Annotated in this window: 22 protein-coding genes; 15 read left to right on the top strand and 7 right to left on the bottom strand. The window is 43.8% G+C overall.

What is annotated here, in order from left to right; all coding sequences use genetic code 11:
• Positions 1-159: 159 nt before the first annotated feature.
• On the top strand, positions 160-1,026 hold the full coding sequence (locus tag ACIFSR_RS19555; protein ID WP_339204879.1) for a YitT family protein: 867 nt from the start codon (positions 160-162) through the stop codon (positions 1,024-1,026).
• Positions 1,027-1,085: 59 nt separating this feature from the next.
• Here the strand turns inward: ACIFSR_RS19555 and ACIFSR_RS19560 are convergent, their stop codons facing one another.
• From ACIFSR_RS19560 to ACIFSR_RS19570, 3 genes are all read right to left on the bottom strand, one after another.
• The gene (locus ACIFSR_RS19560) at positions 1,086-2,288 is read right to left on the bottom strand and encodes an SLC45 family MFS transporter (RefSeq protein ID WP_430059395.1); all 1,203 of its coding nucleotides are present in this window, start codon (positions 2,286-2,288) and stop codon (positions 1,086-1,088) included.
• 5 nt (positions 2,289-2,293) lie between these two features.
• On the bottom strand, positions 2,294-3,031 hold the full coding sequence (locus tag ACIFSR_RS19565) for a glycerophosphodiester phosphodiesterase (RefSeq protein WP_339209748.1): 738 nt from the start codon (positions 3,029-3,031) through the stop codon (positions 2,294-2,296).
• A 111-nt stretch (positions 3,032-3,142) separates the two neighbouring features.
• Positions 3,143-4,087, bottom strand: coding sequence for a hypothetical protein (locus ACIFSR_RS19570; RefSeq protein ID WP_430059397.1), 945 nt, complete (start codon positions 4,085-4,087; stop codon positions 3,143-3,145).
• Positions 4,088-4,271: 184 nt separating this feature from the next.
• Between ACIFSR_RS19570 and ACIFSR_RS19575 the strand changes: the two genes are divergently transcribed.
• Both ACIFSR_RS19575 and ACIFSR_RS19580 read left to right on the top strand, forming a co-directional pair.
• Entirely contained in the window at positions 4,272-4,625 is a 354-nt protein-coding gene (locus ACIFSR_RS19575) for a metal-sensitive transcriptional regulator (protein ID WP_339204876.1), read from the top strand.
• Between the two features lie 23 nt (positions 4,626-4,648).
• Positions 4,649-4,849 (top strand): copper ion binding protein, encoded by a 201-nt coding sequence (locus ACIFSR_RS19580; protein ID WP_054023077.1) that lies wholly within the window; start codon positions 4,649-4,651, stop codon positions 4,847-4,849.
• Between the two features lie 88 nt (positions 4,850-4,937).
• Here the strand turns inward: ACIFSR_RS19580 and ACIFSR_RS19585 are convergent, their stop codons facing one another.
• Positions 4,938-5,435 carry a DinB family protein gene (locus ACIFSR_RS19585; RefSeq protein WP_339204875.1) on the bottom strand — a complete coding sequence of 166 codons (498 nt, stop codon included), beginning with the start codon at positions 5,433-5,435 and terminating at the stop codon, positions 4,938-4,940.
• Positions 5,436-5,624: 189 nt separating this feature from the next.
• Here ACIFSR_RS19585 and ACIFSR_RS19590 point away from each other — a divergent pair, with 189 nt between their 5' ends.
• Positions 5,625-5,894, top strand: a complete 270-nt coding sequence (locus ACIFSR_RS19590; RefSeq protein ID WP_430059399.1) for a hypothetical protein — start codon at positions 5,625-5,627, stop codon at positions 5,892-5,894.
• A gap of 62 nt (positions 5,895-5,956) precedes the next feature.
• Positions 5,957-6,925 (top strand): glycoside hydrolase family 43 protein, encoded by a 969-nt coding sequence (locus ACIFSR_RS19595; RefSeq protein WP_430059400.1) that lies wholly within the window; start codon positions 5,957-5,959, stop codon positions 6,923-6,925.
• A gap of 103 nt (positions 6,926-7,028) precedes the next feature.
• Here ACIFSR_RS19595 and ACIFSR_RS19600 read toward each other — a convergent pair whose 3' ends face one another.
• On the bottom strand, positions 7,029-8,357 hold the full coding sequence (locus ACIFSR_RS19600; protein WP_339209747.1) for an FAD-dependent oxidoreductase: 1,329 nt from the start codon (positions 8,355-8,357) through the stop codon (positions 7,029-7,031).
• Positions 8,358-8,671: 314 nt separating this feature from the next.
• The gene (locus ACIFSR_RS19605) at positions 8,672-9,355 is read right to left on the bottom strand and encodes an HAD family hydrolase (RefSeq protein WP_430059402.1); all 684 of its coding nucleotides are present in this window, start codon (positions 9,353-9,355) and stop codon (positions 8,672-8,674) included.
• A 162-nt stretch (positions 9,356-9,517) separates the two neighbouring features.
• Between ACIFSR_RS19605 and ACIFSR_RS19610 the strand changes: the two genes are divergently transcribed.
• Positions 9,518-10,270, top strand: coding sequence for an SDR family NAD(P)-dependent oxidoreductase (locus tag ACIFSR_RS19610; RefSeq protein ID WP_430059404.1), 753 nt, complete (start codon positions 9,518-9,520; stop codon positions 10,268-10,270).
• 1,516 nt (positions 10,271-11,786) lie between these two features.
• Here the strand turns inward: ACIFSR_RS19610 and ACIFSR_RS19615 are convergent.
• Complete coding sequence (locus ACIFSR_RS19615) at positions 11,787-13,832, bottom strand: RICIN domain-containing protein (protein WP_430059406.1); 2,046 nt, start codon at positions 13,830-13,832, stop codon at positions 11,787-11,789.
• Between the two features lie 309 nt (positions 13,833-14,141).
• On the opposite strand from ACIFSR_RS19615, the gene ACIFSR_RS19620 reads away from it, so the two are divergent.
• The 9 genes from ACIFSR_RS19620 to ACIFSR_RS19660 all read left to right on the top strand — a co-directional run bounded on the left by ACIFSR_RS19620 (position 14,142) and on the right by ACIFSR_RS19660 (position 26,932).
• Positions 14,142-15,518: an ABC transporter substrate-binding protein gene (locus ACIFSR_RS19620; RefSeq protein WP_430059407.1), complete on the top strand. Its 1,377-nt coding sequence runs from the start codon at positions 14,142-14,144 to the stop codon at positions 15,516-15,518.
• A 549-nt stretch (positions 15,519-16,067) separates the two neighbouring features.
• Positions 16,068-17,126: a GntR family transcriptional regulator gene (locus tag ACIFSR_RS19625; RefSeq protein WP_339204868.1), complete on the top strand. Its 1,059-nt coding sequence runs from the start codon at positions 16,068-16,070 to the stop codon at positions 17,124-17,126.
• 164 nt (positions 17,127-17,290) lie between these two features.
• Positions 17,291-18,667, top strand: coding sequence for an ABC transporter substrate-binding protein (locus ACIFSR_RS19630; protein WP_430059409.1), 1,377 nt, complete (start codon positions 17,291-17,293; stop codon positions 18,665-18,667).
• Positions 18,668-18,725: 58 nt separating this feature from the next.
• Positions 18,726-19,619, top strand: coding sequence for a carbohydrate ABC transporter permease (locus ACIFSR_RS19635; RefSeq protein ID WP_076267158.1), 894 nt, complete (start codon positions 18,726-18,728; stop codon positions 19,617-19,619).
• A 40-nt stretch (positions 19,620-19,659) separates the two neighbouring features.
• Positions 19,660-20,496, top strand: a complete 837-nt coding sequence (locus tag ACIFSR_RS19640) for a carbohydrate ABC transporter permease (RefSeq protein WP_430059411.1) — start codon at positions 19,660-19,662, stop codon at positions 20,494-20,496.
• Between the two features lie 3 nt (positions 20,497-20,499).
• The gene (locus ACIFSR_RS19645; protein WP_430059412.1) at positions 20,500-22,974 is read left to right on the top strand and encodes a family 43 glycosylhydrolase; all 2,475 of its coding nucleotides are present in this window, start codon (positions 20,500-20,502) and stop codon (positions 22,972-22,974) included.
• A gap of 38 nt (positions 22,975-23,012) precedes the next feature.
• Positions 23,013-24,776, top strand: a complete 1,764-nt coding sequence (locus tag ACIFSR_RS19650; protein ID WP_339209745.1) for a glycoside hydrolase family 2 protein — start codon at positions 23,013-23,015, stop codon at positions 24,774-24,776.
• 100 nt (positions 24,777-24,876) lie between these two features.
• Positions 24,877-25,614, top strand: a complete 738-nt coding sequence (locus tag ACIFSR_RS19655; RefSeq protein ID WP_339204864.1) for a GTP cyclohydrolase II — start codon at positions 24,877-24,879, stop codon at positions 25,612-25,614.
• Positions 25,615-26,059: 445 nt separating this feature from the next.
• A complete protein-coding gene (locus ACIFSR_RS19660; RefSeq protein ID WP_430059414.1) occupies positions 26,060-26,932 on the top strand; it encodes a DUF421 domain-containing protein in 873 nt (290 codons plus the stop codon).
• The last annotated feature ends 1 nt before the right edge of the window (position 26,933 follow it).

Genomic DNA, 26,933 nt, shown 5'->3' on the forward strand with positions numbered 1-26,933 from the left:
TAAACACTAGATGAAAATAGATGTTTTGCACGGTTATTGCGACGGAATAAGGACAGGATAGTACAGCATATGTTCTAAACGAGGTACATGCGTTTTTGAAAAAAATGCTTTTTTATGCTAAAGTTATAGGATGAAATCGGGAAAACGGAGGATGGGCAGTTGGCAAAAACGCATAAGGGGTTATCATCTTTAGAAATTTTTAAGCGGTTTATTTTTATCTCGATTGGTTCGATTTTAATGGGCGTCGCACTCGAATTGTTTCTCGTTCCGAATAATGTAATCGATGGTGGCATTGCCGGTATATCGATTATGTTGGCGCACCTCACATCGCTTCCACTCGGCGTGTTCTTGTTCGCAGTAAACGTACCATTCCTAATTCTTGGATACAAACAAATTGGGAAAACGTTTGCGATCTCAACCCTTTATGGCATTATCGTCATGTCGATCACGACATCATTGCTCCATCACGTTGAAGCATTTACAGAAGAAAAGCTGCTCGCTGTTTTGTTCGGTGGTCTTATTCTCGGTGCAGGAGTTGGTCTTGCGATACGTTTCGGCGGCTCACTGGATGGCGTAGAAATTGTATCGATTCTAATTTCGAAGAAAATGCGCATGCCAGTCGGACAAATTATCATGATATTTAACGTTATTATTTTTGTAATTGCGGGATTTGTGTTTGAATGGGATTCAGCCATGTACTCGATGTTTACATATTATATAGCGATTAAATTAATTGATATCGTTGTGGAAGGTCTCGATGAGTCGAAATCGGTAACGATTATTTCTTCTGAATATGATGAGGTATCACAAGCGATTATTGACCGTTTAGGTCGTACAACGACATTGATCCAAGCGCGCGGCGGCTATTCGAAGGATGAAACGCAAATGATCTATTGCGTCGTATCCCGACTTGAGCTTGCGAAGCTCAAAGCTATCGTGCAATCCATCGATGAGAATGCCTTTATTGCTATCGAGCATGTATCCGACGTCATGGGCGGCGGATTCAGCAAAGGCAGCATCCACTAAGGTATAACAATAAAATCCGGCTGCGGCGTCAGAAGTCGCGCAGCCGGATTTTTTTTATATTATAAGCTTGTCGAAATAGATGGATCATTCACGGGCCTAGCGAGACCCTTGTCTTTTACACATAGCAGGAACAAGAGCGCAATAACCATGCCTCCTGATGAGAAATAGAACAGCACGGAATATCCAAGCAGATCAATCAAGCTGCCCATGAGCGGCGGTGAAGCGATAGCAGCAAGTGAAGAGATTAAGTAATAGATGCCTGTCCGTGTACCGATGCTTTGCTCTTTGCCGAGTGAAACGATAAACGGATAGGAATTGATGTTGATCATCGCCCAGCAGATGCCTCCAACTATAAGCAAGGTACGAAGCGGGAGTAGTGCGTCCGCGAAGGAGATTGCTGCAAAAATAACGATGAGGCCAATAACCCCTAATGTGATAATAAGCTTTTTGCCGAAGCGGTTGCCAAGCAGTCCGCTTGGAATAGCGGCAGCTACAAAAGCGAGTGAGAAGAAGGCGAGCGAGAATGATGATTGGCCTTCGGTCAGCTGTAAGTGCTTTGTGCCGTACAGAGTAAAGAAGGCTTCAACGCCCTGATAGGAAAGAAACCAGAAGAAAATTGCGCCAAGCAAAAAGATCGTAGGACGGTTCCATTGTTCTTTGAACGATATTTTTGTTTTCTCCTCAGCAGGCGAGTAAGAGAGCGCATCACGTTTTTCTTTTATGTTATTCAAGAGAATGACTAAACAAATGAGCGTTAAAATGGATGCAACTAGAAAAGGGAGTGAGTGATGTTTCTCATATAGAAACGAGCCTCCTGCGAAAGCGATAATGGAGCCGATCCCGCCCATGAAGTTAATAATGCCATTTGCTTTTGTACGCTTGCTGTCATGAGTGATGTCGGGCATAAGCGCGACAGTCGGGGAGCGGTACAAACTCATCGACAGATTCATAAGCACCATAAACAATACGAGCGTGAGCAGGCTTGTGTGCCAAGGGATGAGCGCACCGAACAAGGCTGCAAGTGGCATGCCGATGAGCAAATAGGGCATTCTTCGGCCAAGGCGCGTGTTTGTACGATCACTGCGGCTTCCAATCCATGGCTGCAAAAAAAGAGCAAAGTAATTATCGATCGTCATCATGAATCCAATCAGCGCCGTACTCGTCAAAAACTTATCGAGAAAAAAGGGGACGAATGCGTTGTAAAGCGCCCATGTAATGCTGATGCTAAAAAAACCGAACCCGAGCAGCCATGTTTTTTTCATACCGCTTATGCCCCTCTCCTTAATAGCACCTCAGCCAATCGATCAGGATAATCCGTAATGATGCCGTCTACACCTGCGTCAATGAGTCGCTCCATCTCTTCCGCATCATTAACCGTAAACGGATGGTAGGCAATGCCATGTGCAGCGGCGGAAGCTGTCCATTCTGGCGTTACAGCGTATTTGAAAGGATGCAGTGCATCAGCCTGAAGCGTCGCTGCATATTCCCAAGGACGATAAAGCCCTTCCATATACAGAACACCGGTACGAATTTCAGGTGCCAGCTGCTTGCAGAGCGACAGCGAATAATGATTGAAGCTGGATAGGATGATGCGATCAACCATTCCGAAGGCTCGAACCATGTCAATTACCTTTTGCTCCAAACCTGGATACTGGATGATACCGTTTTTAAGTTCGATATTTAAAATGATATCCGTATGACGGAGAAGCTCAAGAAGCTGCTCTAAAAGTGGAACTCGTTCGGCTTGGAAGGCGGGGTTAAACCAGCTGCCAGCATCGAGTGACATAAGCTCCTCGTATGCTGTATCCTTTACAAGCCTGTTCAAGCCGGTTGTCCGCATTAGTGATTCATCATGAATGATAACCATTTGGTCGTCCTTCGTTAGTTGAACATCAATTTCGATGCCAGTAGCACCTAGCTCAATGGCTTTCTTGAATGCAGCGAGCGTGTTTTCGGGACAATAACCGCTTGCTCCGCGATGGGCGAAATTAATAATAGTTTTAATAACGATTCATCCTTTCTGCACAATAGAGTCTATTACTAACTATATAGAAGTAATATTATGGCTGTGTCAAACACGAAAAAAAAGTGGGCTCCGGAATGATTCCAATAAGAGTTAAGCGAAGCGGTAATACAGGAGGAGGTAGGTAGCTAGTACGAAAATAAAATTAAGCGGAACAAACACCATTTGCGTGAAGATCGTGCGATAAACGGAGAGCGGTTTCTTATAGATGCAAGCGCCTTCGATAATAAACAAAAGCAGTACGATGTGAATCATAAAATGACCAATCAGCTCTTTCATGCCAAATAGCATCGTTGCTGAGATGAAAATGAAGGTTAGCACCACAGATAACATTCGGTTCAAAATACCGATTACGAGTAAATAACCAACCAAAAACTCTATATAACCAGCCATGACGATAAATAGTGAGGTGTCAAAACCAAACGTGGGTACGTGATGTTTAATAATAATATCTTCTGCCATTGTCGGGTAAATCCATTTCTCTACGGCGACCCAGCAAAGCGATAAGCCTGTTCCCAAATAGAGAAGGGGGAATCCCCATTCGGATAGTTTGGTCCGCTCGAGCAGCAGGGCGCCAATAATGGCCAAATAAAAACCATAATCAAGCATATGAAATATTCCGGCTTCAATGCCTGTTTCAATGAATAGAACGAGCAGCACAAGCGCACCAATCTTTGTTGCATAATGCCGCGGAATAAGCAGTAATATGATTGCAGCCCACATGAGGATCGTTTGCCAGCCGTCTGTAAGCTTAAATTCCAGTGCGAAGCGTGTTCCGGAAGCTGCTTGAATGAGAAGAGCAGCAGCTGTGCCGTACTTTATGATGGGTAAGGAATATCGCCGGAGCTTAACGAGCTGGCGATCCACTTTTGTAGACAAATTTGAGCTCGACAACTCAGGAAGGAACTTGGTTAGCACGGCGAGCAGAACGGTGATGATCATTGCCAGCTTCATGAAAAAAGGAGAAAGAATGACGGCAAGCGGTTGTTTCTCCGCGATGATGTCTGTAAACCATTTGACATGTGCATAATAATCCATTAACTGATATTCCTCCGATTCGATGTGGTTTAGGATGAACACGAGGATGATCGTAGCATAATAGCGAAAAGAATAAAAGTGTAAGATAAGGGATAAATTTACATTATTAAAATGAGTGTTTACATACCCCTAAGGGGTATGATATGATAAATTCATCAAGTAATACCCCATGGAGGTATGCGAAATGGACAATGAAGCAATAATCGATGGAACTCATGAGCATTCCCATCCACCAGATGACTGCTGCGATCCAAATGGTCCGCGGAAGAGTCATCACTCCTCACAAATGAAGGACAATTTAACGAAGCGCTTGAACCGCATTGAAGGGCAAATTAGAGGCATTAAGGCGATGATTGAGAAGGATACGTATTGTGATGACGTGCTTAATCAGATTGCCGCAGCACAATCCGCTCTGAACAGTGTCGGCAAGCTGCTGCTTGAAGGACATATGCGAAGCTGCGTAATTGAACGTATTCAAGCCGGCGAAAGTGAAGTTATCGATGAATTGCTCATTACCGTTAACAAACTAATGAAATAATAGACGGAGAGGGGATTTTAATGATGGCAAACGCAGTATTGAAGGTAGAGGGCATGACATGCGGTCATTGTGTCAGTTCGGTTGAGAAGGCCGTTGCAAATGTAGGAGCGGTAGGCAAGGTAGATTTGGCAAACAAGAAAGTAACAGTCGATTTCGATGAATCGAAGGTTACGATAGAGGCAGTAAAAGCAGCGATCGAGGATCAAGGCTACGACATCGTATAAAATAAAGCAGGTAGGGGGCTGAATACAGCCCCTCTTTTTTTTGGTTCTGATTTCGTTTATTATGAAAGCAATAAATATAACATTTATATTAACGAAGTGCTTTTAAATCTTTAATTTGCTCTGTATGCCGCTGCTCATGCAAATATAGCAGTTCGATCCATTGATCCAATGGCAAGTTGCCAAACCTCGGGTGATTCACTGCTATTTCCTCCACAATAGATTTATCCTCAATCTTAACAAGAACATCCATTAATTTAATTCTTGATTCGCTTAATAATTGAATGATCTGTGATACTTGAAATGGTCCTGAGTCAGGTTCTGAAATTTGGGGAGCTTGATACTTCATCGACTTATCCAACACAATTTCAATAGGCTGACGTTCGGTTTTGGATAAAATCTTTTGCTTAAGCCCGAATAAAATGGCCTTTCTAAACAAATTTTCCGTTTTCCATAAATGATGGCAAACCTGAGCTATACTCCACATTGAAGTTTCAAATGTACGATTGAATTCATCGTCATCTAGGAATGATATTTCATTTAACAATTTCTCTCTAGTTGTAGATAAATACTCATTAAAATCATCCATCTGATCCTCTCCTTAAGCGGATGGTAATATCTACTATAATCATATAACAAGGTACTATGACTTGGTACTATTTATTACAATATTCTAAGCACTGGGATAATACATACTATCGTCCGTTAGCAGGATTGAGGCTGAGGTTGATGGGCAATAATGGATGAGATTAGATTTTAAAGCATGAGGTGAATGGTTATGAATAAATCGGTTTTGCATACAAAAAAGTATCGGAAGCGGACAGTAACTGCGGTAATCATAATTCTTGGCTTGCTTGCGGCGGGCTGCGGAAGCCCGGCAGGGAGTGAGCATTCCCAGCATGCTGTGAGCAATGTCGCTGTCATAGATGAACATCGTGGTCATACAGCTAATGCACAAGGCGATGAGATGGAACATGATACTTCGGAAAATCATAGCGGCCACAACGGCTTAGAACAAATGTCCGCGGCCGATATTAAGCTGGAATAAGTAATGAATCGATGAAGTTATTTTATAAAAATAGAAATATTAGCTGGAGGACTGAGAGAAACATGAGCACACAAGCATCTGAACAGTCGCAGAAGCAGCTGCGAAATCCGTTAATAGAGCAAAGAGCAGATCCGTGGGTTGTGAAGCATACAGACGGGTATTATTATTTTACAGGCTCCGTGCCGGAGTATGATCGGATTGAGCTGCGAAGAGCACAAACACTGGAAGGACTTACTGATGCTGAGCAGGTTGTAGTATGGGAAAAACAAGATTCGGGACCAATGAGCCACAATATTTGGGCACCTGAGCTGCATTTTATCGCTGGAAAATGGTATGTATATTTCGCTGCCGCAAGGGCAGATGCGCCATTCAGGCATCGCATGTATGTTATTGAAAATGATTCGGCTAACCCGCTTGAGGGCGAGTGGACGGAGAGGGGCCAGATCAAGACGGATTGGGATTCTTTCTCGCTTGATGCGACAAGCTTCCTGCATAATGACGAGCAATATTTAGTATGGGCGCAGCAAGACCCAGCCATTCAAGGCAATACAAATTTGTATATCGCTTCGATGAGCAATCCTTGGACGCTGAAGAGCAAGCAGGTATTAATTACGAAGCCGGAGTTCGACTGGGAAGTCATTGGTTTCATGGTAAATGAGGGAGCGGCTGTTCTGAAGCGGGGCGGGAAAATATTTATGACCTACTCCGGCAGCGCCACCAATCATAACTATGCAATGGGTTTATTGACTGCTGAGGAGAACAGCGATCTGCTTGATCCGCTCTCATGGTTAAAGACGCAGACGCCAGTGTTTACAAGCTGCCCGGAAAATAGTCAATATGGGCCAGGTCACAACAGCTTCACCGTGTCTGAGGATGGGGAACAGGATATTTTGATCTATCATGCTCGCAGCTACAAGGACATTGAAGGCGATCCGTTATTTGATCCCAATCGTCACGCCCGCGCCAAGATATTTACGTGGAACGCCGATGGAACCCCTCATTTCGGGAAGCCGCCGGCTGATAATTTGTAGTGAATAGGCAAGAGCCGCCTGTTACAGGGCGGCTTTTGTTTATTAATTGATAATAAAAAAGCTGCAAGGATGGCAGGGTGCCATCCTTGCAGCTTTTATAAAATTATACAGCTTGCAAACCAGCTTGGTTAAGCATGTTCCATGGCTTGTTGTAATGCGGTTGGAAGAAGAAATCGACGTAGCTTAATTCCTCCATCGTCATTCCGTTCTGGATGCAAACCGACAACGTATTAATCGACTGGGTAAGATCAACCTTCGATAACACCTGTGCGCCAACGATTCTGCCGCTATCCGCTTCATATACGACCTTTAAAGTCACTTGCTCAAAGGTAGGCATAAATTCAAGACGGTAGCTATCAATGATTGTGACATTTTTCACATTCATTCCCGCAGCAAGCGCGCCTGTTTCCGTTAAACCAGTCGATGCAATGTTATAATCGTAAATTTTTATACCCGACGTGCCTTGTGTTCCAAGATATCTGACCGTTGGTTTCATTAGGTTTTTGGCTACGAGCGTTCCCATGCGGACAGCGTTTGTGGCTAAAGGAATATAGGCGTTTTGCCCTGTTGGATTATAGTGGATGGCGCAGCTGTCGCCAGCAGCAAATACATCCGCTTTGCTCGTTCTCATATAATCATCCACAATAATCGCGCCGTTAGGAAGCATGTCAACTTGGCCTTTCAGCAGCTCAGTGTTAGGACGGAAGCCGATGCAAAGCACGACGAGATCTGCTTCATATTCTCCAGCTGTCGTGATGACCGTCGTTACATGGCCCTCGCTGCCCTTGAACGAAGTAACCGTCTGGCCAGTTGCGATCGTTATCCCTTTATCAACCAACGCTTGCTCTGTAACATCTGTAAATTCGCGATCCAAGTATTTATATAAAATGCGTTCCATATTGTCGATTAAGGTTACCTGTTTGCCAAGCTGTTCAAATGCTTCTACGAGCTCAATACCGATGTAGCCAGCTCCGATAACTGCAATGCGGTTCGCTGTTTTTGCTTTCTCGATAATTTCTTTCGAATGGTTGTAGTTTTTGCAAAGAACGATATTTTCAAGCGCGATGCCGTCCATTTGCGGAATAATCGGCCACGAGCCTGTTGTAACAACGAGCTTATCGTAGCTTTCAGTAAATTCGTCGCCAGTTACAAGATTGCGGACCTCAATTTGTTTGGCATCCGTATCTACTGCAAGCACATCATGTCGCATATGCGTCTTCACGCCAAGCTCAGCAAGCTGCTCGGGCGAAGCATAAAATAACTGCTCAGCATTTTTAACTACACCGCCAACATGCAGTGCGATGCCGCACGATAGAAACGAGATATTGTCATTCCGTTCATAAACGGTAATGTTGGCCTCCGGGTAAAGTGCAGCCATTTGTTTAATTGCAGCAGTTCCTGCATGTGTACAGCCAATAACAGCAATGTTCATTGTCATAAAAAACGCCTCCTATGGGATGTGTAGAGGGTAGTCTGCTATGGCAGCCGCCCTTACAACGTGAATTAATTCACAATATACTATACAGTGTGAAAAGATTCACAACCTTTGATTGCTTTTATCATATTCGCTTTTAAGAAAATTGACAAGGGGTGTTCAAGCTGTTTTTACAATATTAATTAAATTTTCAGATTATTTGACACGTTTTGTCCACAACTTCCACAGTAACTTTTTATCCATACGATTGGATGAAATAAACTCAGAGCAGTAGCTGTGAATCGTCAAAGTATCTTTTTGCTTCTATTTTATTATGGCAAATGAGCTATTAAATGATCAGGATCGAGCAGCTTCGTGTAACGGCTTGTTATATAGGTATTAAACCAAAAGGCATGGAAAACTTTTAAGCCAGCGTTGTATGCGCCATCCAGCTCATTAGAACCGCCATCGCCTACAAATACCGCATTTTCGGGTAATACGTCTAACCGTTCACAGGCTAGTTGATATATACGAATGTCTGGTTTGGCTAAGCCAACTTCATACGAGAAGATGACATCATCAAAGTAGGGAGCAAGCTGGCTAGCTTTCCACTGGCGAATTTCTTCTTCTGTACAATTGCTAATAAGCCCTATTTTTATGTGCTTGCTTTGCAGCTCTTTCAGCATGGCAAGAACAGCTGGCTGAATCGTTAAAAATGGAGCCTGTTTTTCATCGATTCTTGTTCGATACAATTGCTCCACCACTTGTTCGTTGTAAGGCAAATTCTGCTTCTCCAAAATGTCTCTCAACACTTCAATGAAGTTAACATATTGTCCAGTCATTCTTGCTTCTTGGCGTATGCGCCATTCTTTCTTGAAATCTCCATGATTCATGCCGAGAAGTGCAGAATCGTCCGTGGATCTATTGATGGTGCGCTTACCATTCGTAAATTCAGTTATCAACGTTTCAAATAAATCGAAAAAGACAGCTTTAGTGTTCAGAGGGATCAGCTCCATTTTTCAGATTTTCTAAAAAATCCTGCCGTTGTTCCGTTGACTATTATTTCGTGAAGCTGCTGTATTTGTCCTCTTGATGGAGGTAAGCGGTTTGGATTTTCATTTTGCTTCGATTTGCTTTAGACTCTTTAGGTAAAAGGACACGCTAAGGAGGCATTCAAAATGAAAGCAGCATACGAGGATAAGGTGGTACTAATAACAGGCGCAGGAGCTGGTATTGGACGAGCACTTGCACTAGCTTATGCGGAACAAGGAGCACTTCCTGTATTAGTGGATAAAAACGAAGAAGGACTGGAGCAGACTGGCTTGATGCTGCAAGAGGCAGGTTATGATTCTTTATCCCTTTCTGCCGATATGAGCAAGCCAGATGACATTATTAAAATGCTGCGTGATTTGGCAACGATTGTCGGGAGATTAGACATCGTCATAAACAACGCGGGGTTTGGCATATGGAAGTCGCCATACGACCTATCCATTGATGAATGGGATAGCGTTGTGAATACGAACCTGCGCGGGACGTTTGTCTGCTCGCGTGAGGCTGCCAAGTTGATGCGGACAACCGGCGGTGGAGCTATCGTAAACATTTCTTCTACGAGAGCAATGATGTCGGAACCGAATTCAGAAGCCTATGCGGCATCCAAAGGCGGCATTCTCTCGCTAACGCATGCGATGGCGGTGTCACTTGGCCCAGATCATATTACGGTTAACGCTATATGTCCAGGTTGGATCGAAACGGGTGATTACAGCAAGCTGCGCCCAGAGGATCATGAGCAGCATCCGTCTAAGCGGGTAGGCAAACCGGAGGATATTGCACGGGCATGCCTATATTTAACAGACCCTCAAAATGATTTTGTAACCGGAACCCACATCACAATTGATGGCGGTATGACGAGAAAAATGATTTATGAGGAGTAATTTGATGGGGGATGTAGAGCGAGTGTAATGGCATAAAGTAGAGGAAATGGAGCAGATCTCGTAGTGAGTCAGCGCCGTATGGAGTATATTGGTTTAACGAAAAGAGGCAGTCTCAAAAGCAGTTTATCTGCTTTTGAGACTGCCATTGCTTTATTTAAAGCAGTGGTTTTGCTTGACTAAGAGGAGCAACGTGCACTTTTCACCAAAATAGGTCTAAATAATAGACTTATTTCAGCTCCTCTTAGTCAAGCATGAAAATAGGACTGTATTTTAGACTTATTTTTTCTGAAATGACTCCTATTAAGGCTTATCGTGGGTGATGAGCGAAAATAAGACTATTTTCTAGCTCTATTTTGGTGAGAAATGCACGTTTGATGAAAATAGGACTATATTTTAGTCTAATATTTGCTGGATTGACTCATATTGAGCATTATCGTGGGTGATGAAAGAAAATAAGACTATTTTCTAGCTCTATTTTGGTGAGAAGGGCACGTTTGATGAATATAGGACTATATTTTAGTCTTATTTTTGCTGGATTGAATCATATTGAGCATTATCGAGGCTGATGAGCGAAAATAAGACTATTTTCTAGCTCTATTTTGGTGAAATGTACATGTTTGATAAAAATAGGACTATATTTTAGTCTTATTCTTGCTGAATAGGCTCCTATCGTGCTTTATCGAGGGTGAAGAGAGAAAATAAGGCTGTTTTCTAGATCTATTTTGGTGAGAAGGGCATGTTTGATGAATATAGGACTATATTTTAGCCTTATATTTGCTGGATTGAATCATATTGAGCATTAGCGAGGCTGATGAGAAAAAATAAGACTATTTTCTAGCTCTATTTTGGTGAGAAGGGCACGTTTGATGAAAATAGGCCAATATTTTAGTCTTATTCTTGCCGAATTGGCTCCTATCGTGCTTTATCCTGGGCGATGAGCGAAAATAAGACTATTTTCTAGATCTATTTTGGTGAGAAGGGCACGTTTGATGAATATAGGACTATATTTTAGTCTTATTTTTGCTGGATAGGCTCCTATTGAGCTTTATCGTTGGTGATGAGCAAATTTAAGACTATTTTCTAGATCAATTTTACAAAGGTGCGAAGTCCATGCTTATGTGTGAAACCCCATCTTTAACTGTTACGCCTGCGTCCCGAGACTCTTCGATAAACAGCTGGATGCATCATTGGTGATTTAGACCAAGTGTAACCTGAAATGAAGCCATGAATAAATACTCCTCTCTAGAATGGTCTAGGGAGCTTCTGCGAGATGAGTATTTACTTCATGGCTTACTTTTTATGCAATCCTTCATATTACACAATTACACAAGAATCAAATTCCAAACGCTTCGTGGATAGAAAGGTGACCTATTTTAGACTAGTTGTTGCCGGAAAGACCACGGTAGGACAGATGCGTTAATACGGTGATGAAATGTCTGATAAGCTGTTTACCTTCTAGGACAACCCATGTATTGAATACTTTTTTATGCTAATGAAACAAACAGGGGTTGCCGTATCAGCTAACGCGAACAAGCTTCCATCTTTGGGCGCCGTTTCCGAGATCATCCCAGATTTGAACGTTTGATCCGTTGGCTGTGCCAGAAGCAGCGACATCCAGCGCCCTATTGCTGAGTGAGTGGATAAGCTTGAAGTAACCGCTCCCGGTGTCAATGATTTTCCAATGCAGGTTATCTGAGTTCGCATAATCCCAGATTTGAACATTGGTGCCGTTAGCTGTTCCTGCCCCGCTGACATCAAGCGCTTTGCCGCTGTTCGTGTTAATGAGCTTGTATGCTCCGCCCCCGACATGCGTAATTTGCCAGAGCTGATTTGCCTGATTCGCACCCTCCGTCCAAATTTGCACATTGGAGCCATTCGTTGTTCCCCAAGCATCAACCTCAAGCGCTTTGCCGCTATTTGTATTAACAAGCTTGTATACACCGCCTGAAACGACACCATTGTAAACATCGTTGCGAGTAAACTCAACCCGGTCAATATCGACCCATTGGCTCGCTTGGCTGTTTGATGTGAAAAAGCCTATGGTTGCTTGCCCGTTTACAACTGCGATGTTCGAGAGTGTAACCGGCGTCCAAGCCGTGGTTACGGGGCAGTTGGTTTGACGCGACGTTCCGCCAAAATCTTTTACTTCCATTACGCAAGAATTTTGACCGCCGCTGCTCCGCATATACGCACGCAGCGTATAGCTGCCATTATCAAGACCGCTAATCGTTTGGCCAACATAAGCTGATGCAGGTCCGCTCGTTCCGGCTAGTCCGATAAAATAATTGCCCTGGGCGGCGGGTACACCGACACCATCGTTTGTGCCATGTACTTTAATTCGAGCGGGGAAATCATCGCCAAATGTCGTCCAGCCGCTTACATTTGCCGTTTCAAAACTCCAATTTGTTACTAGGTTTGTGTTCGATGGTGTAACTGCATGACCAAATCGAATATACACTCCGCTGCTTGGATAGTCTGCACTCGTCGCTGCAAGGACGTGAGTAGAATCTATGGGCAGTAAGGCATTCCAATTGGAGCTGGTCGAGTCGCTTACTGGGAAAATATTAGTCCGATATTGCCAAGTTGCACCATTGTCTGCGCTAATCATCGTGTACATGGAAGAGAATGCGTCACCGGTATTCGTACTGTCATTGTCCGTTTGAAAAGAAGCAAGCAAGCGGCCATCTCCAAGCTTAACAACAAAAGGCGCACCAGCTTTTTTTCCGGCTTTGGAAGGAACATAAAGGGTTTGACGAGGGACGTTCCAGTTATAACCATCCGACGATATTTTATATTTTATAACAAAAGGATGACCTGCGACGTCTGTCGCTTCGAACACTAGGATGTATTGGCCATTAGCCATTTGGGTAATAACTGGCATTCCATCTCTAGAGCCTGCGGCAACACCGTCGCTGACAATCGTTTCGCCGCTCCAGCCGTTACCGGTCCATGTTTTCATAATAAGCTTCTGAAGGCCTGTATTGCCTACAGTGGCAGGACTATCATCCGCATAATATACAGCTATTGTATTGCCAAGCATTTGAAGATGCGGTTCCCATAATCCTTTGAACGAGTTTGCTGTGGCAGAGCCGATTTGGCCGTTCGTTAAATCTGACCAGGTGATGCCGCCATCGGTACTTTTTTTGGTTTTTAGGTAAGTGTTATAAATCGAACCCGATTGCACAACAAGGCGGTACGATAGCCAAATCTCGCCATTCGGCAACTGAAGCATTTGGCCATTACCTACATTACCGCTGGAATCAGCTGCAGCTTGTATGGCAGGAGACCAGGTATGACCGCCGTCCGTGCTGCGAGAAAGCATGACTCTTGTATTGCCCCCGCCTGCATTCGTATCGAAAGAGGCTAAAATATCGTTATTGTTCAGCTTTAGCAGCCGTGGATACCATACTCCGCCATTTTGAGGGGTGAATACAGTTGCGGTATTTGAGGGCCAAGCTAATCCAGGAGCTGCAAAAGCTTGAAAACCAGGGAGCAGAATACTGATTATAAGAAGCAAGCCAATCCATAAAGCGGTTATTCTAACCTTGCTTTGGACAAACATGTGAAACCATCTCCTCTTATTGTTTTGTAAGCGCTTCAAAACGGATTATAGAATATATTAGTATTTAAATATATACTAAAGTTAGTATATCCTGTACTTTAAAAACGCTGGAATGATAGAAGTTGAATGAAAATGCAGAAGTTTTCGTTAGAAAATGGGGTTATTGACTGCTTTTTAAGGTGAAGCATTAGTTGAAAGAAGATAATTTCTCATTTTTTATACTAAATAGAGTATTTAAAAGTATAACAATATAATCTAGAATGAGTTCATCAAGGAAGCGCTTGCAAAAAAAGGGAGGCGTCAAACGAAATGAACAGAAAATTATCCGCGAAGCTTGGACTTGTAATGCTATTATGCTTTGGAATGCTGCTATCGGCTTGTTCATCAGGTGGAAATGGCAACAGCTCTGCTACAAATGGAAACACGGGGAATAAAGGCGATGCAGCAACAAACGCACCGCAAGAAAAAGTGAAGATTTCGTTTATGGGTCATGGCAGTCCGCAGGAGAAAGATATATTTACGAAGCTGATCAAATCGTACGAAACGAAATATCCGAACGTAAAGGTAGAGTACACAAGCGTGCCGCCTGCTGAATACAATCAGAAGCTGTCTACGCTCGTTGCATCGGGCAAAACACCGGACGTATTCTATGTATCGGGCCCGCAGTTTTACAAGTTTGCCGAAGCAGGCACGATTCAAAACCTGCAGCCGTTTCTAGAAACGACAGAGCTGTTTCAAGCCGATAACGTATGGAAACAAGCGCTAGATCGTTACCGTTTTGACGGCAAACAGCTGGGGCAAGGGGATTTGTACGGATTGCCGAAGGACGTAGGTCCATGGGCAATGGCATACAACAAAACGATGTTTACTGAAGCTGGGCTCGAATTGCCGCCGGCAGAGGTTGGCAAATGGACATGGGAAAACTGGTTAGATGCAGCGAAGAAGCTGACGAAGGATGAGAATGGCGATGGCAAAGTCGACATTTATGGCGGAGCCAACTTTACGCTGGAAGGCGCGGTATGGGCAAGCGGAGGAGACTTCATCGACTATACAACAGGCAAAGTAACGATTGATACACCGGAATTCGCAAAAGCAATGCAATGGGTAGCAGATCTGCGCATCAAGCATAATGTATCGCCATCGCCGGAGGATGAGAAAGCAATGAATTCGTACTCGCGATTTGTAGCTGGCAAAGTAGGCATGTTCCCAATGGGACCATGGGATCAACCGGGATTTTGGGATTTGCCGTTTGAATGGGATATTGCGGCATGGCCGGTGAATCCGGAGACAGGCAAAGCAGGAACATGGGTTGGCTCAATGGGTTACTCGGTATCCAGCAAATCGAAGCATGCACAAGAAGCGTTTAACTTAGCAGCATTCCTTGCGCTGGATAAAGAAGGACAGAAGCAAAACTACGAGCTTGGGCAAGCAGTTCCGAACTTGATTGATATGGCAAAAGGCGAGTTTGTAGCTTATGACAAAGCACCAGCAAATCGTCAAGTTTTCCTTGATATTATTGAAGATTACGGTCATCCGCCAATTGAGTTTGGTTCAAAGGATACAAAATGGATCGATACGATGTGGCAAGAGGCCGGCAAAGTATGGGATGGCAAGATGACTGCTGCAGACTGGGCGAAGGAATTGCAGCCGAAGCTTCAAGAGCTGTATGACAAGGGCAATAAATAATAGGATTATACAATATTGAGGTTAAAGGGTTGTTTCTAAAGTAGATCATTCTACTTTTGGAACAGCCCTGTTTTTTTTGATGGAGCTTAGGGAGAATGCTGTCCTTCCCGCATCATTTATATAGCTTACGAACCCAGTAGGTCTTATTTATATCTTATATTCTGGATTAAAAACGTAACGAACTCTATAATCGTTATTTCGAGAAAAACAGCTTATGGCACCCTAAAAATCATGATATAACGTTAATCAGGTTCGTTAAAATGAAATAAGAGAAGTTTTCTACATAATAAGCATCATACAGTTCATTAGAGATATAATTCGAGGATATTATGTATAGCCGATGAGATCAACAATTGGATCTGAGAGGAACAGCCCTCCTAGATAACGTAGATCAATTTTCACTGAGATGACCGGGGTTTAAGTTTATGCCTTCTTGTATCTTCTAGGAGATCTCGCTCATCTTTATAAAGAACATCAATTATTCCATTGCAGACAAAATAAAATTAATTTAGTATAATTAATATATTAATATAATGAGAGGACGTCGTTATGAAAAATTTCCCTTTATATAAGCAAATTCAAGTCGATATTTTAGGGCAAATCAAAGCTGGGAAATTGCGTCCTGGAGATCGCGTCCCTTCCGAGAAGGAGCTTGCGGACAAATATAGAGTAAGCCAAATCACGAGTAAAAACGCATTGATTGGTTTAGCGGATGAAGGCGTACTCGTTCGAGTACAAGGCAAAGGAACGTTTGTAAGACAGGATGGCGAAACGGCTGAGGATTTAGATGTTTCAAGCCATGTGCGGGACGTCATCGGACTTATTTTACCGTGCATGAAGACGAAGGTGGATCAGAAAATACTGGACTCAATCGAAAAGTACGTAACAGCCAGCGGCTACAACCTACAGGTAAGGATTACGAGAGAGTCGCAGCTTGAAGAAAGCGCAGCTATTGAATCGATGGTCGCTGCAAGCGTACGCGGATTAATTGTATTTCCGACGGAGGAGGAGCGATACAATGATAGCATTTTACGCTTGTCGCTCGATAAATTTCCGCATGTGCTAATTGATCGTTTTTTGAAAGAGATTCGCACATACAGCGTCAGCTCGGATAATGTAAATGGGACGGAACAGGCTATCACTCATTTGCTCGACAGCGGCCATGAGCATATTGCCCTTATCACGCCTGAAATTACGAATACAGCGACCGAAGAAAGAGTGATCGGATTCGAAAAAGCGTATTTAGCCAAAAAGCTTCCGATTAACAAGGATTTGTGGTGTATTCTCAAAATTGAGGATATATCGAGCGGCAATGCGCAGCACATTATTGAATCCTTTATGAGTGAGCGTCCTGAGGTTTCAGCAGCATTCGTTGTCAATGTGGAGTTGACCAACTATACCTATTACGCAGCGAAGAGGCTGAAGAAATTAGTGCCTGACAATCTCGAGCTTGTTTGTTTTGACCGACCTGATTTTCAGGATGTATCGTATTTGCAGCAAAATGAAGACGAGATTTGCAAGGTTACCGTTGAGTTGCTTCATGCGCAGCTACAAGGGGAGTACGAGCCGCAGCGTATTGTTGTACCCGTAAAATTTTGCGAAATGTAATCAATAGAACATACAAATACCGTGTGCTGATTTTTAGCGCATGGTATTTTTTATATTATATTCAGTATATAAACATATAACAATATAATTTATAATGAATTCATTGGATTAAGCGCTTACAGGGCGCTATAAGTATTCACACAACATAGGGGGCGACAACCGCAATGAAGAGCAAATTATCCGCAAAGCTTGGACTTGTAATGTTATTATGCTTTGGAATGCTGCTATCGGCATGTTCATCAGGTGGAAATGGCAACAGCTCTGCTACAAACGGAGATACGGGGAATAAAGGTGATGCAGCAACAAACGCACCGCAAGAAAAAGTGAAGATTTCGTTTATGGGTCATGGCAGTCCGCAGGAGAAAGATATATTCGCCAAGCTGATTAAATCATACGAAACGAAATATCCGAACGTAAAGGTAGAGTACACAAGCGTGCCGCCTGCTGAATACAATCAGAAGCTGTCTACGCTCGTTGCATCGGGCAAAACACCGGATGTATTTTACGTATCGGGCCCGCAGTTTTACAAATTTGCCGAAGCAGGCACGATTCAAAACCTGCAGCCGTTTCTAGAAACGACAGAGCTGTTCCAAGCCGATAACGTATGGAAACAAGCGCTAGATCGTTACCGTTTTGACGGCAAGCAGCTGGGGCAAGGGGATTTGTACGGATTGCCGAAGGACGTAGGTCCATGGGCAATGGCATACAACAAAACGATGTTTACTGAAGCTGGGCTCGAATTGCCGCCGGCAGAGGTTGGCAAATGGACATGGGACAACTGGTTAGATGCAGCGAAGAAGCTGACGAAGGATGAGAATGGCGATGGCAAAGTCGACATTTATGGCGGAGCCAACTTTACGCTGGAAGGCGCGGTATGGGCAAGCGGAGGCGATTTCATCGACTATACAACAGGCAAAGTAACGATTGATACACCGGAATTCGCAAAAGCAATGCAATGGGTAGCAGATCTGCGCATCAAGCACAATGTATCGCCGTCGCCGGAGGATGAGAAAGCGATGAATTCGTACTCGCGATTTGTAGCCGGCAAAGTAGGCATGTTCCCAATGGGACCATGGGATCAACCGGGATTTTGGGATTTGCCGTTTGAATGGGATATTGCGGCATGGCCGGTGAATCCGGAGACAGGCAAAGCAGGAACATGGGTTGGCTCAATGGGTTACTCAGTATCCAGCAAATCGAAGCATGCACAAGAAGCGTTTAACTTAGCAGCATTCCTTGCGCTGGATAAAGAAGGACAGAAGCAAAACTATGAGCTTGGGCAAGCAGTTCCGAACTTGATTGATATGGCAAAAGGCGAGTTTGTAGCTTATGACAAAGCACCAGCAAATCGTCAAGTTTTCCTTGATATTATTGAAGATTACGGTCATCCGCCAATTGAGTTTGGTTCAAAGGATACAAAATGGATCGATACGATGTGGCAAGAGGCCGGCAAAGTATGGGATGGCAAGATGACTGCTGCGGATTGGGCGAAGGAATTGCAGCCGAAGCTTCAAGAGCTGTATGACAAGGGAAATAAGTAAACTAAAGTTTCGAATGATAAACATAAATAACGAATAGCTAGTGCGAGGATGTGTACGCATGAGGAAAAGTAAACCTAGTTATATCCGCAAAGAATATGCATGGGCCTACCTGTTTGTCGCGGCCCCAGTGCTTGGCTTTCTCATTTTTGGAGTCGCACCGCTTCTTTACTCCGCGTGGTTAAGCTTCACGTCTTGGGATTTGGTTACGCCGCCTGAGTTTGTAGGTTTTGATAACTATATAGAAGTTTTTCACGATGAGAAGGTGTACAAATCACTTTTTAACACTGTATTTATGATGCTTGGCATACCCATTGGCATGATTGTGGCACTCTTGCTTGCTATTATGATGAACCGTCCGCTCAAAGGAATCTCGTTTTTACGGACAATCTATTACTTGCCAGTCATTTCACCCATTATTGCGGTGTCGTTGTTATGGCAATGGATCTTGAATCAAGATTTTGGTTTGCTCAACCAAACGATGTGGAGTTGGTTCGGCATCGAAGGGCCTAACTGGTTAGGTGACGCAAATTGGATTAAACCTTCCATGATTTTGATGGGAGTATGGGGCGGCGTTGGCGGTACGATGGTTCTTTATTTAGCCGGGCTGCAATCAATTTCGTCGTCCTATTACGAGGCAGCTGAAGTGGATGGCGCGAGTGCATTCCAGAAACTGCGGTTAATTACCATTCCACTGCTGACGAACATTCATTTTTTCGTTATTGTCATGGGCGTTATCGGCGCGTTCCAATCGTTTAGCCAAATTTACGTATTGGCAGGCGACGGAGGGCCGGAGTATAGTGCGGCAACCGTAGTATTTTATATTTTCGAAAATGCGTTCAAGTATTTTAATATGGGTTATGCCAGCTCAGTGGCTTGGGTTCTTGGCATTATTATTTTCATCGTTACACTCCTTCAGTTCCGTTTATCGAAAAAATGGGTGTACAACGATTAATCTTTTACCGTTACAGTTTGCGAGGGGAGTTTGATTTCAAATGCAACAGAAACGACTAACAAACCTTTGGGTGGCATTAATTCTATGTATCGGCTCTATTATTATGCTGGCGCCGTTCGTTTGGACGATATCCACTTCATTAAAAGATCAACGCAACGTTTTTGAAATTCCGCCTAAATGGATTCCAGACCCGGCTACATTCAAAAACTATGTAACGGCTTGGAATGATTCTCCGTTGCTAAGCGGTTTTATGAATAGCATGATTATTGTCGCCTTTGTACTTGTCATTGGAATCTTCGTTTCAACAATGGCGGCATATGCATTCGCTAAGATTGAATTTCCGTTTAAAGATGCTATTTTTCTATCCTTGCTTGGCACGATGATGATTCCTTTTTCCGTCGTTATGATTCCTCAGTTTATTGGCTTCTCGTCAATTAATTGGACGGATACGCTTTTGCCGCTTATCGTACCCGGGTTATTTGGCAATATCGTCGTTATTTTCTTCCTGCGCCAATACTTGGCGGGAGGTTTGCCGAATGAGCTGGTGGAAGCAGCGAAGCTGGACGGCAGCGGTTTCTTCCGTACCTTCTGGACCATTGCACTGCCGGTTGCAAAACCTGCGATTGCAGCTCAAGCAGCGCTTAGCTTCATGGGCATTTGGAATGATTTTATGGGACCGCTTATTTATTTAAGCTCCCCGCAGAAACAAACCATTCAAGTTCTCATTGCTTCTATGCAATCACAATATATGGGATCTTCTAACTATCCGGTAATCTTGGCGGCATCGATTATATCGATGGTTCCAGTCATTCTTGTATTCTTTTTCTGCCAACGCTACTTTATCGAGTCTATGGCGATTAGCGGCTTAAAAGGTTAGCGCATGAGATATTTTAACCTTACACAAATGAGGGCGACGAAGCTTGTCGCCTTCCTCGTTGTATGCATGGTAGTCATGTTAAGTGGCTGCAAGTCCACACCAGAAGAAAAAGCAGTCGTACTGTTGAAGGAGGATGCTAAATTGTATACAAATTCGTTGAAGCTGGAGCAAGAGTGGGAGGATTACGGGATCGGAGATCCTTTCATCATGCGTTACAACGGTAGGTTTTATTTGTATTGCAGTACAAAGGACTTTCGTCCGGGCATTAAAGCTTGGAGCTCCGAAAATTTAGTGGATTGGAAATATGAAGGACTAGTCACTGAAGACCCCATTACGACTGGGGCTTATGCACCTGAGGTCTTTTACTGGAATGGCAGCTTCTACCTATATACATCCCCGGCAGGCCAAGGGCATTATGTGCTGCAAAGCGACAGCCCAACGGGCCCTTTCGTCGTCAAAACCGAAAATCTCGGAAATTCTATCGATGGCTCTGTTTTTATTGACGATGACGGGAAATGGTATTTTACGAATGCAGGCACGCAAGGCATCGTTGCGCATGAAATGCCAGATCCATTAACGATTGATGTTGGCGTAACGACTAATGCATTTCTTGGACATTGGACAGAAGGTTCAATGATCTGGAAGAGAAATGGCCTTTACTATATGACGTATACGGGCAATCACGTATTTAGCAACGGTTATCGGGTGAACTACGCAGTATCCAAGGACGGGCCTTTCGGTGATTATACGATTCCTGCAAACAATCCGATTGTCATCAGCGTAAAGGATGAATTTAAAGGGCTTGGCCATAGTGCAACAGTGCTTGGGCCGGATATGGACTCTTATTATTTGACTTATCATAATCTGGTTGGACATTCTTCTGAAGGCCCGCCAGTACGTGAATTGAACATTGATCGACTTGCCTATAACGGTGATAAGCTGGTTGTTTTTGGTCCATCTCATGATCATATGCAGCCTGCGCCAGCAATGCCTTCATTATATAACTGGCTCACAGACGGCGTTTCTTCAGAACAATGGGATGAATCATCATCCGCGGCTGAACAAAAGGTACTGAGTAAACTTTCGACGGAAGATGCGTTTATTGCGGAATATAACTTCCGATTGAATCTTTCGGACAGTGCAGTGGATAGCGGTACGATTGCAGCTGTATTCTCATATACAGATGAAGCTAATTATTCAGCAATCAAGCTGTGGCCAGGCAAACATGAGATTGGATATGTAACGGTTCAAAATGGATCAGAGAAACAGCTTGCACAAGCACTGCTTCCTAATGAATTTGATTACTCGAAGCTGCATACGATTCGTGTCGAGCAGCGTGATGACACTGTTCTTGTCTTCTTCGACGGAATGAAAAAGATAGAGGAGCATACAGCTAAGCCGAGCAGCGGGAAAATTGGCTATATCGCCAATCAGTTGCAGCCAATTTATGAATATACAGCCTTTACGAATGAAGCAGGCGGCAGCAGTGATTTTGAGGCCTATAAGCCTGTGCCTGGGGCAATTGAGTCGGTTCATTATTTGAAGGAAGCTGATCGCGGCTTTCATTTGGAGCAGGAGCCATCCGAGACCAGTGATTTTAGGAAAGCAGACGGTGTACCGATTCGCAAGCTGGATGACGGCAGTTATTCCGTGAGCCTGCTGCAAGGCGGTGACTGGTTGAAATACAAGCTGAATGTGAAGGATCATGCGAAATACGGGATCGGCCTAACGCTTAAAAAGCCGGAGAAGGATGTTGTCTTGGAGTGGTCAATTAACGGCGGCGAAGCCGTGAAGACGAAGATCAAAGCCGATGACCCAGCCTTTGGAGAAGGCACAGCGAAGCTTCGAATTGGAACAATCGAAATTGCGGCAGGTTTTTATGAGCTTAAGATAGAGCTGAAAGCTGGACCAGTGGAAATGCATTCATTTGAGCTGTTCGCTACAGACCTGCTGGATAAGGAGCAGCCGTTCCATTCATTATCCTCTCAAACGGGAATGGGGCTGTTTGGACAATCGGAGGATGATTATAGCGGCAGCGGCATAGATGATGACATGTTGTTTGCGGGCAGTGACAATTGGGACAATTATGAGCTGGCGTTTGATGTGCAGTTGAATGCAGAAACGGATATCGGAGGCGTTTTTGTTCGAGCTTCCAATGAATCCTACCATCCGGCTCAGGTTAGGGATGCAGTCATGGGCTATTACATCGGTATTTCTTCTTCGCAGCTGACTTTGAATCGGATGAACTATGATTCCAATTTAGTAGCTAGTGAAAGCGCAGAACTGGAAACCGGTAAAGCCTATTCGTTCAGAGTTGTTGCAAAAGACGGGAACATAAAAGTATTTCTGGGGGATGGCTCAACTCCAGTTATTAATTATACGGACCCTTATCCATTTTTGCATGGCAAGGTGGGCATTCGGTCAGAACGTTCAACAATGTTGTTCAACCATTTAATGATAAATCCGCTAAAAAAATAATATATAAGCATAAGCAATAGGACTGGAGTGGGAACATGATGGATGCAATACGAAATGAATATCCAAGACCGCAATTTGAGCGATCATCCTGGTTAAACCTGAACGGGGAATGGGAATTTGAGTATGACGACTCAAATGCAGGTTGTGATAATAAATGGTTCGAGAGAAAACAGTTTGATCGCAAGATTCAGGTGCCGTTTTGTTACCAAAGCGAGTTAAGCGGCATTAATGAAAAATCGTTTCACGATATCGTATGGTATCGTAAAAGTATTGAGGTTCCAACGGAGTATGCAGGGAAACGAATCATTCTCCATTTCGGTGCTGTTGATTATGAAGCAAAGGTATGGGTAAATGGACATTTAGTAGCAAGTCATGAGGGCGGCCACACCCCATTTCATGCGGATATTACTGCAGTGTTGAATGCAATAGGCCCCAATAGCATAGTCGTGCGTGCACAAGATTATAGTAAAGACGTCACGCTGCCTAGAGGGAAGCAGTATTGGAAGGAGCAGTCAGAGCAAGTTTTCTATACGCGAACGACTGGGATTTGGCAAACGGTTTGGATGGAGGCTGTTAATCAAGCGCATGTGAGCCGAGTGAGATTGACGCCGGATATCGATCATAATAAAATTCATATTCGCAGCTTTATTAAGGGAACGGAATTATATAATGGCTTGCGACTCAGCATTAAAATATCGTTTGAAGGTGAATTAATCGCTGAGGATGTTATTCGTGTTATGGAGCAGGAAGAGGAGGTCTCTATCAAGCTTCATGATTTTAATGATCATGGGCTTGGGCGCTGGTGGTCGCCGGAGAAGCCAAACTTGTATGACGTTGAATTTATGCTGCTTGATGGAGAACGAGAATTGGATCATGTCAAAAGCTATTTCGGCATGCGAAAGATATCGATTGAGGATGGCGTTATTTGCTTAAACAATCGTCCTTATTATATGAAGCTAATTTTGGATCAAGGTTATTTTCCAGGTGGTGTGCTAACAGCTCCAAGCGATGAAATGCTCCGTACGGATGTCGAGCTGACCAAGCAAATGGGATTCAATGGGGCGAGAAAACATCAAAAAATAGAAGACCCGCGTTATTTGTATTGGTGCGATAAGCTTGGACTGCTCGTTTGGGGCGAGATGGCCAATGCGTATCAATACTCCGAACAATACGTGACTCGTATCATGAATGAATGGCAGGAGGCTGTTCACCGTGATTACAATCATCCTTGTATCGTCGTGTGGGTTCCACTTAATGAAAGCTGGGGAACGCCAAATATATTAATAGACAAAAGGCAGCAGCACCATGCCTCTACTCTTTATTATTTGACCAAATCTCTCGACGATACAAGACCTGTTATCTCAAACGATGGTTGGGAGCATGTGAAATCTGATATTTACACGGTTCATGATTATGAGAGCCAAGAAGAGATACTGGCAAGTAGATATGCAACGCCTGAAATGTCCGTCAAATGTGATCCTCAAGGCAGAAAAATACTTGTGCCTGGGTTCACTTATAATGGCGAGCCGGTGCAGCTATCGGAGTTCGGCGGTATTTCGTATATTAAGGATAATGAAGTAGGTTGGGGGTATTCTTCGGCTAGAGACGATCAGGATTTCTTGAACCGTTTAGTTGCCGTGATGCGTCCGATTATAGCGGCTGGCGGACTGCAAGGTTATTGTTATACGCAGTTAACGGATGTTGAGCAGGAGAAAAATGGCTTGCTGTCCTTCGAGCGTGAACCGAAGCTTCCTATTGAAACCTATCGAGAGTTAAACAAAGGAATGGTCCCGGTTCTATAAGCGGCTTTCCAATTCTGCGAACTGCACTTAGCATAGCTAATGTACTTACCGAACATAATAGTCGAAACAAAGACTATGAACAGGTCAGGAGCATTGCGATATGTTTAAAGAAGCAGTATCTATAGTTGATCAGAAGGTAAAAGTGATTGAAAGCGATCATGGCACTATTTATTTAGTCGGTCCCATTCAACTTCCGGTGAAGCTTGATGAAGGCGAGGCAATTTTTCAATGGTATTGCTGGCTGCTCTGCAAAGAGCAGCTGGACGATGCGGAGCAAATCATCAAGAAGCTTTCGTCGATTAATTTAGCAGAAATGCAGCAATCAAGCGTGCTGGTGTATGGCGATTTCGAACAGGCAGATGAGGCGTGGATTCGAATGCACAGCATTTGTCATACGGGCGATATTTTTGGCAGCAAACGTTGTGATTGCGGTTATCAGCTGCATGAATCAATGCATATGATTGTGGAAAAGGGTACAGGCGCATTGTTTTATTTGGCCAATCATGAAGGAAGAGGAATCGGTTTGTTCAGCAAAGCGATGGCTTATTTACTGCAAGAGAAGGGTTATGACACCGTAGAGGCAAATGAGGAGCTTGGCTTTGTTGATGACGCTCGCAGTTATAGTGATGCGATACTCGTATTGAAAGCACTTCGTGAGAAACCAGTGTCACTCATTACGAATAATCCGAAGAAGCTGGATGCATTGCAGGCGGCGGGGCTTGATGTGAAAAATCGTATTCCGCTGTGGGGAGATCGATCGGAGCATAATGAGAGGTACCTCGCGACAAAAGTAAATCGTTCGGGTCATTTTGCAGCAAGCGGTTGTCCTAATGAATAACTAAAGGTTGGAAAATTGGATAGGGCTGCCCCAATAGCACATAAATGCGCTAGCCGGACAGCCCTTGTTTGTATCATATATTTAACCGGACCTCTTCTTCTTATAAGAAAGGCCGTATTGGGTCCCCTTGTTAACAGCAAACAGCATGTGTACCAAGTTGTCTTAAACTCGCATCCTAAAACAACGAAAGCCCTACCTCTCTTCCGTCCTCGCGGCTCCGATGACCGCGCCAGTGTGAATCAGAAATACATCACGTAACAGGTTTGGAATTAACAGCAAAGAAATCAAAATCTGAGGAAAACATTGAATCTTACTGGGGATGTTATGGGGTTAAATATTATACATTCACATTATCATACTACATATTATATTTAAATGCAACAACAAATTACAGCGAATGACTTTTTCCTTTCTGGATACTCTAGAAATGGAAGGGGGAAGTAAAATGCCAAGTTGGATTGAAATTGTATTGCGAACGTTAGCGGCCATCACTATTTTATTTGCGCTTACGAAGGTTTTGGGAAAACGCCAAATTTCCCAGCTGTCGCTGTTCGAGTACATAACAGGTATATCCATCGGTAATATAGCCGCATATATCTCGCTTGATCTCGACAATTTATGGTTTTTGGGACTGGTATCATTAGGAGTCTGGGTTAGTGTGTCGGTTGGAATGGAATTTTTAACCATGAAAAGCAAGAAAGCCCGTGACTTTATTGACGGAAAAGGTACTGTGCTAATTAAAGATGGCCAGCTGCTCAAAGAAAGTTTGCACAAGGAACGGTTGACCTTGGATGAGATGCTCGAGCAATTGCGCAAAAAGGATGTATACCGTGTAGCCGACGTGGAGTTTGCTGTTATGGAATCAAGCGGTGAAGTCAATGTCCTGTTGAAGAAAGCCTATCAGCCTTTAACTCCGGATACGCTTGGCTGGCAGGTGCCGAATGAGCGAGAGGCAATGACCGTTTTGATGGATGGGGATATTCAGGATGAGGTGCTTGCGAATTTAGGACATGACCGGCAATGGTTGCTGCATGAGCTGGAAAAGCGAAATGTGAAGGAATCAGAAGTGTTTTTTGCCCAAATTGACAGCAATGGCGAGCTGCTTATCGATACCGGCGAAGAAAGCAAGCAGCCGCAAAATAGTCAACAATCCAAACCCAAGGATCGTGTTATTATGTTGATTGAGCAGTTTGAGGCGGAGTTGATTCGACTTGAACGATTGTCTCGTAATGAAAGCGATCGACGCGTTTATCAGACTGCAATTGATCGCTTTCAAGCAAGCACAAAGTCTCTGCCTGATCAGCTGTTGAAACATTAGC

The organism is Paenibacillus sp. NRS-1760 (genome assembly GCF_050467785.1).
GTDB lineage: Bacteria > Bacillota > Bacilli > Paenibacillales > Paenibacillaceae > Pristimantibacillus.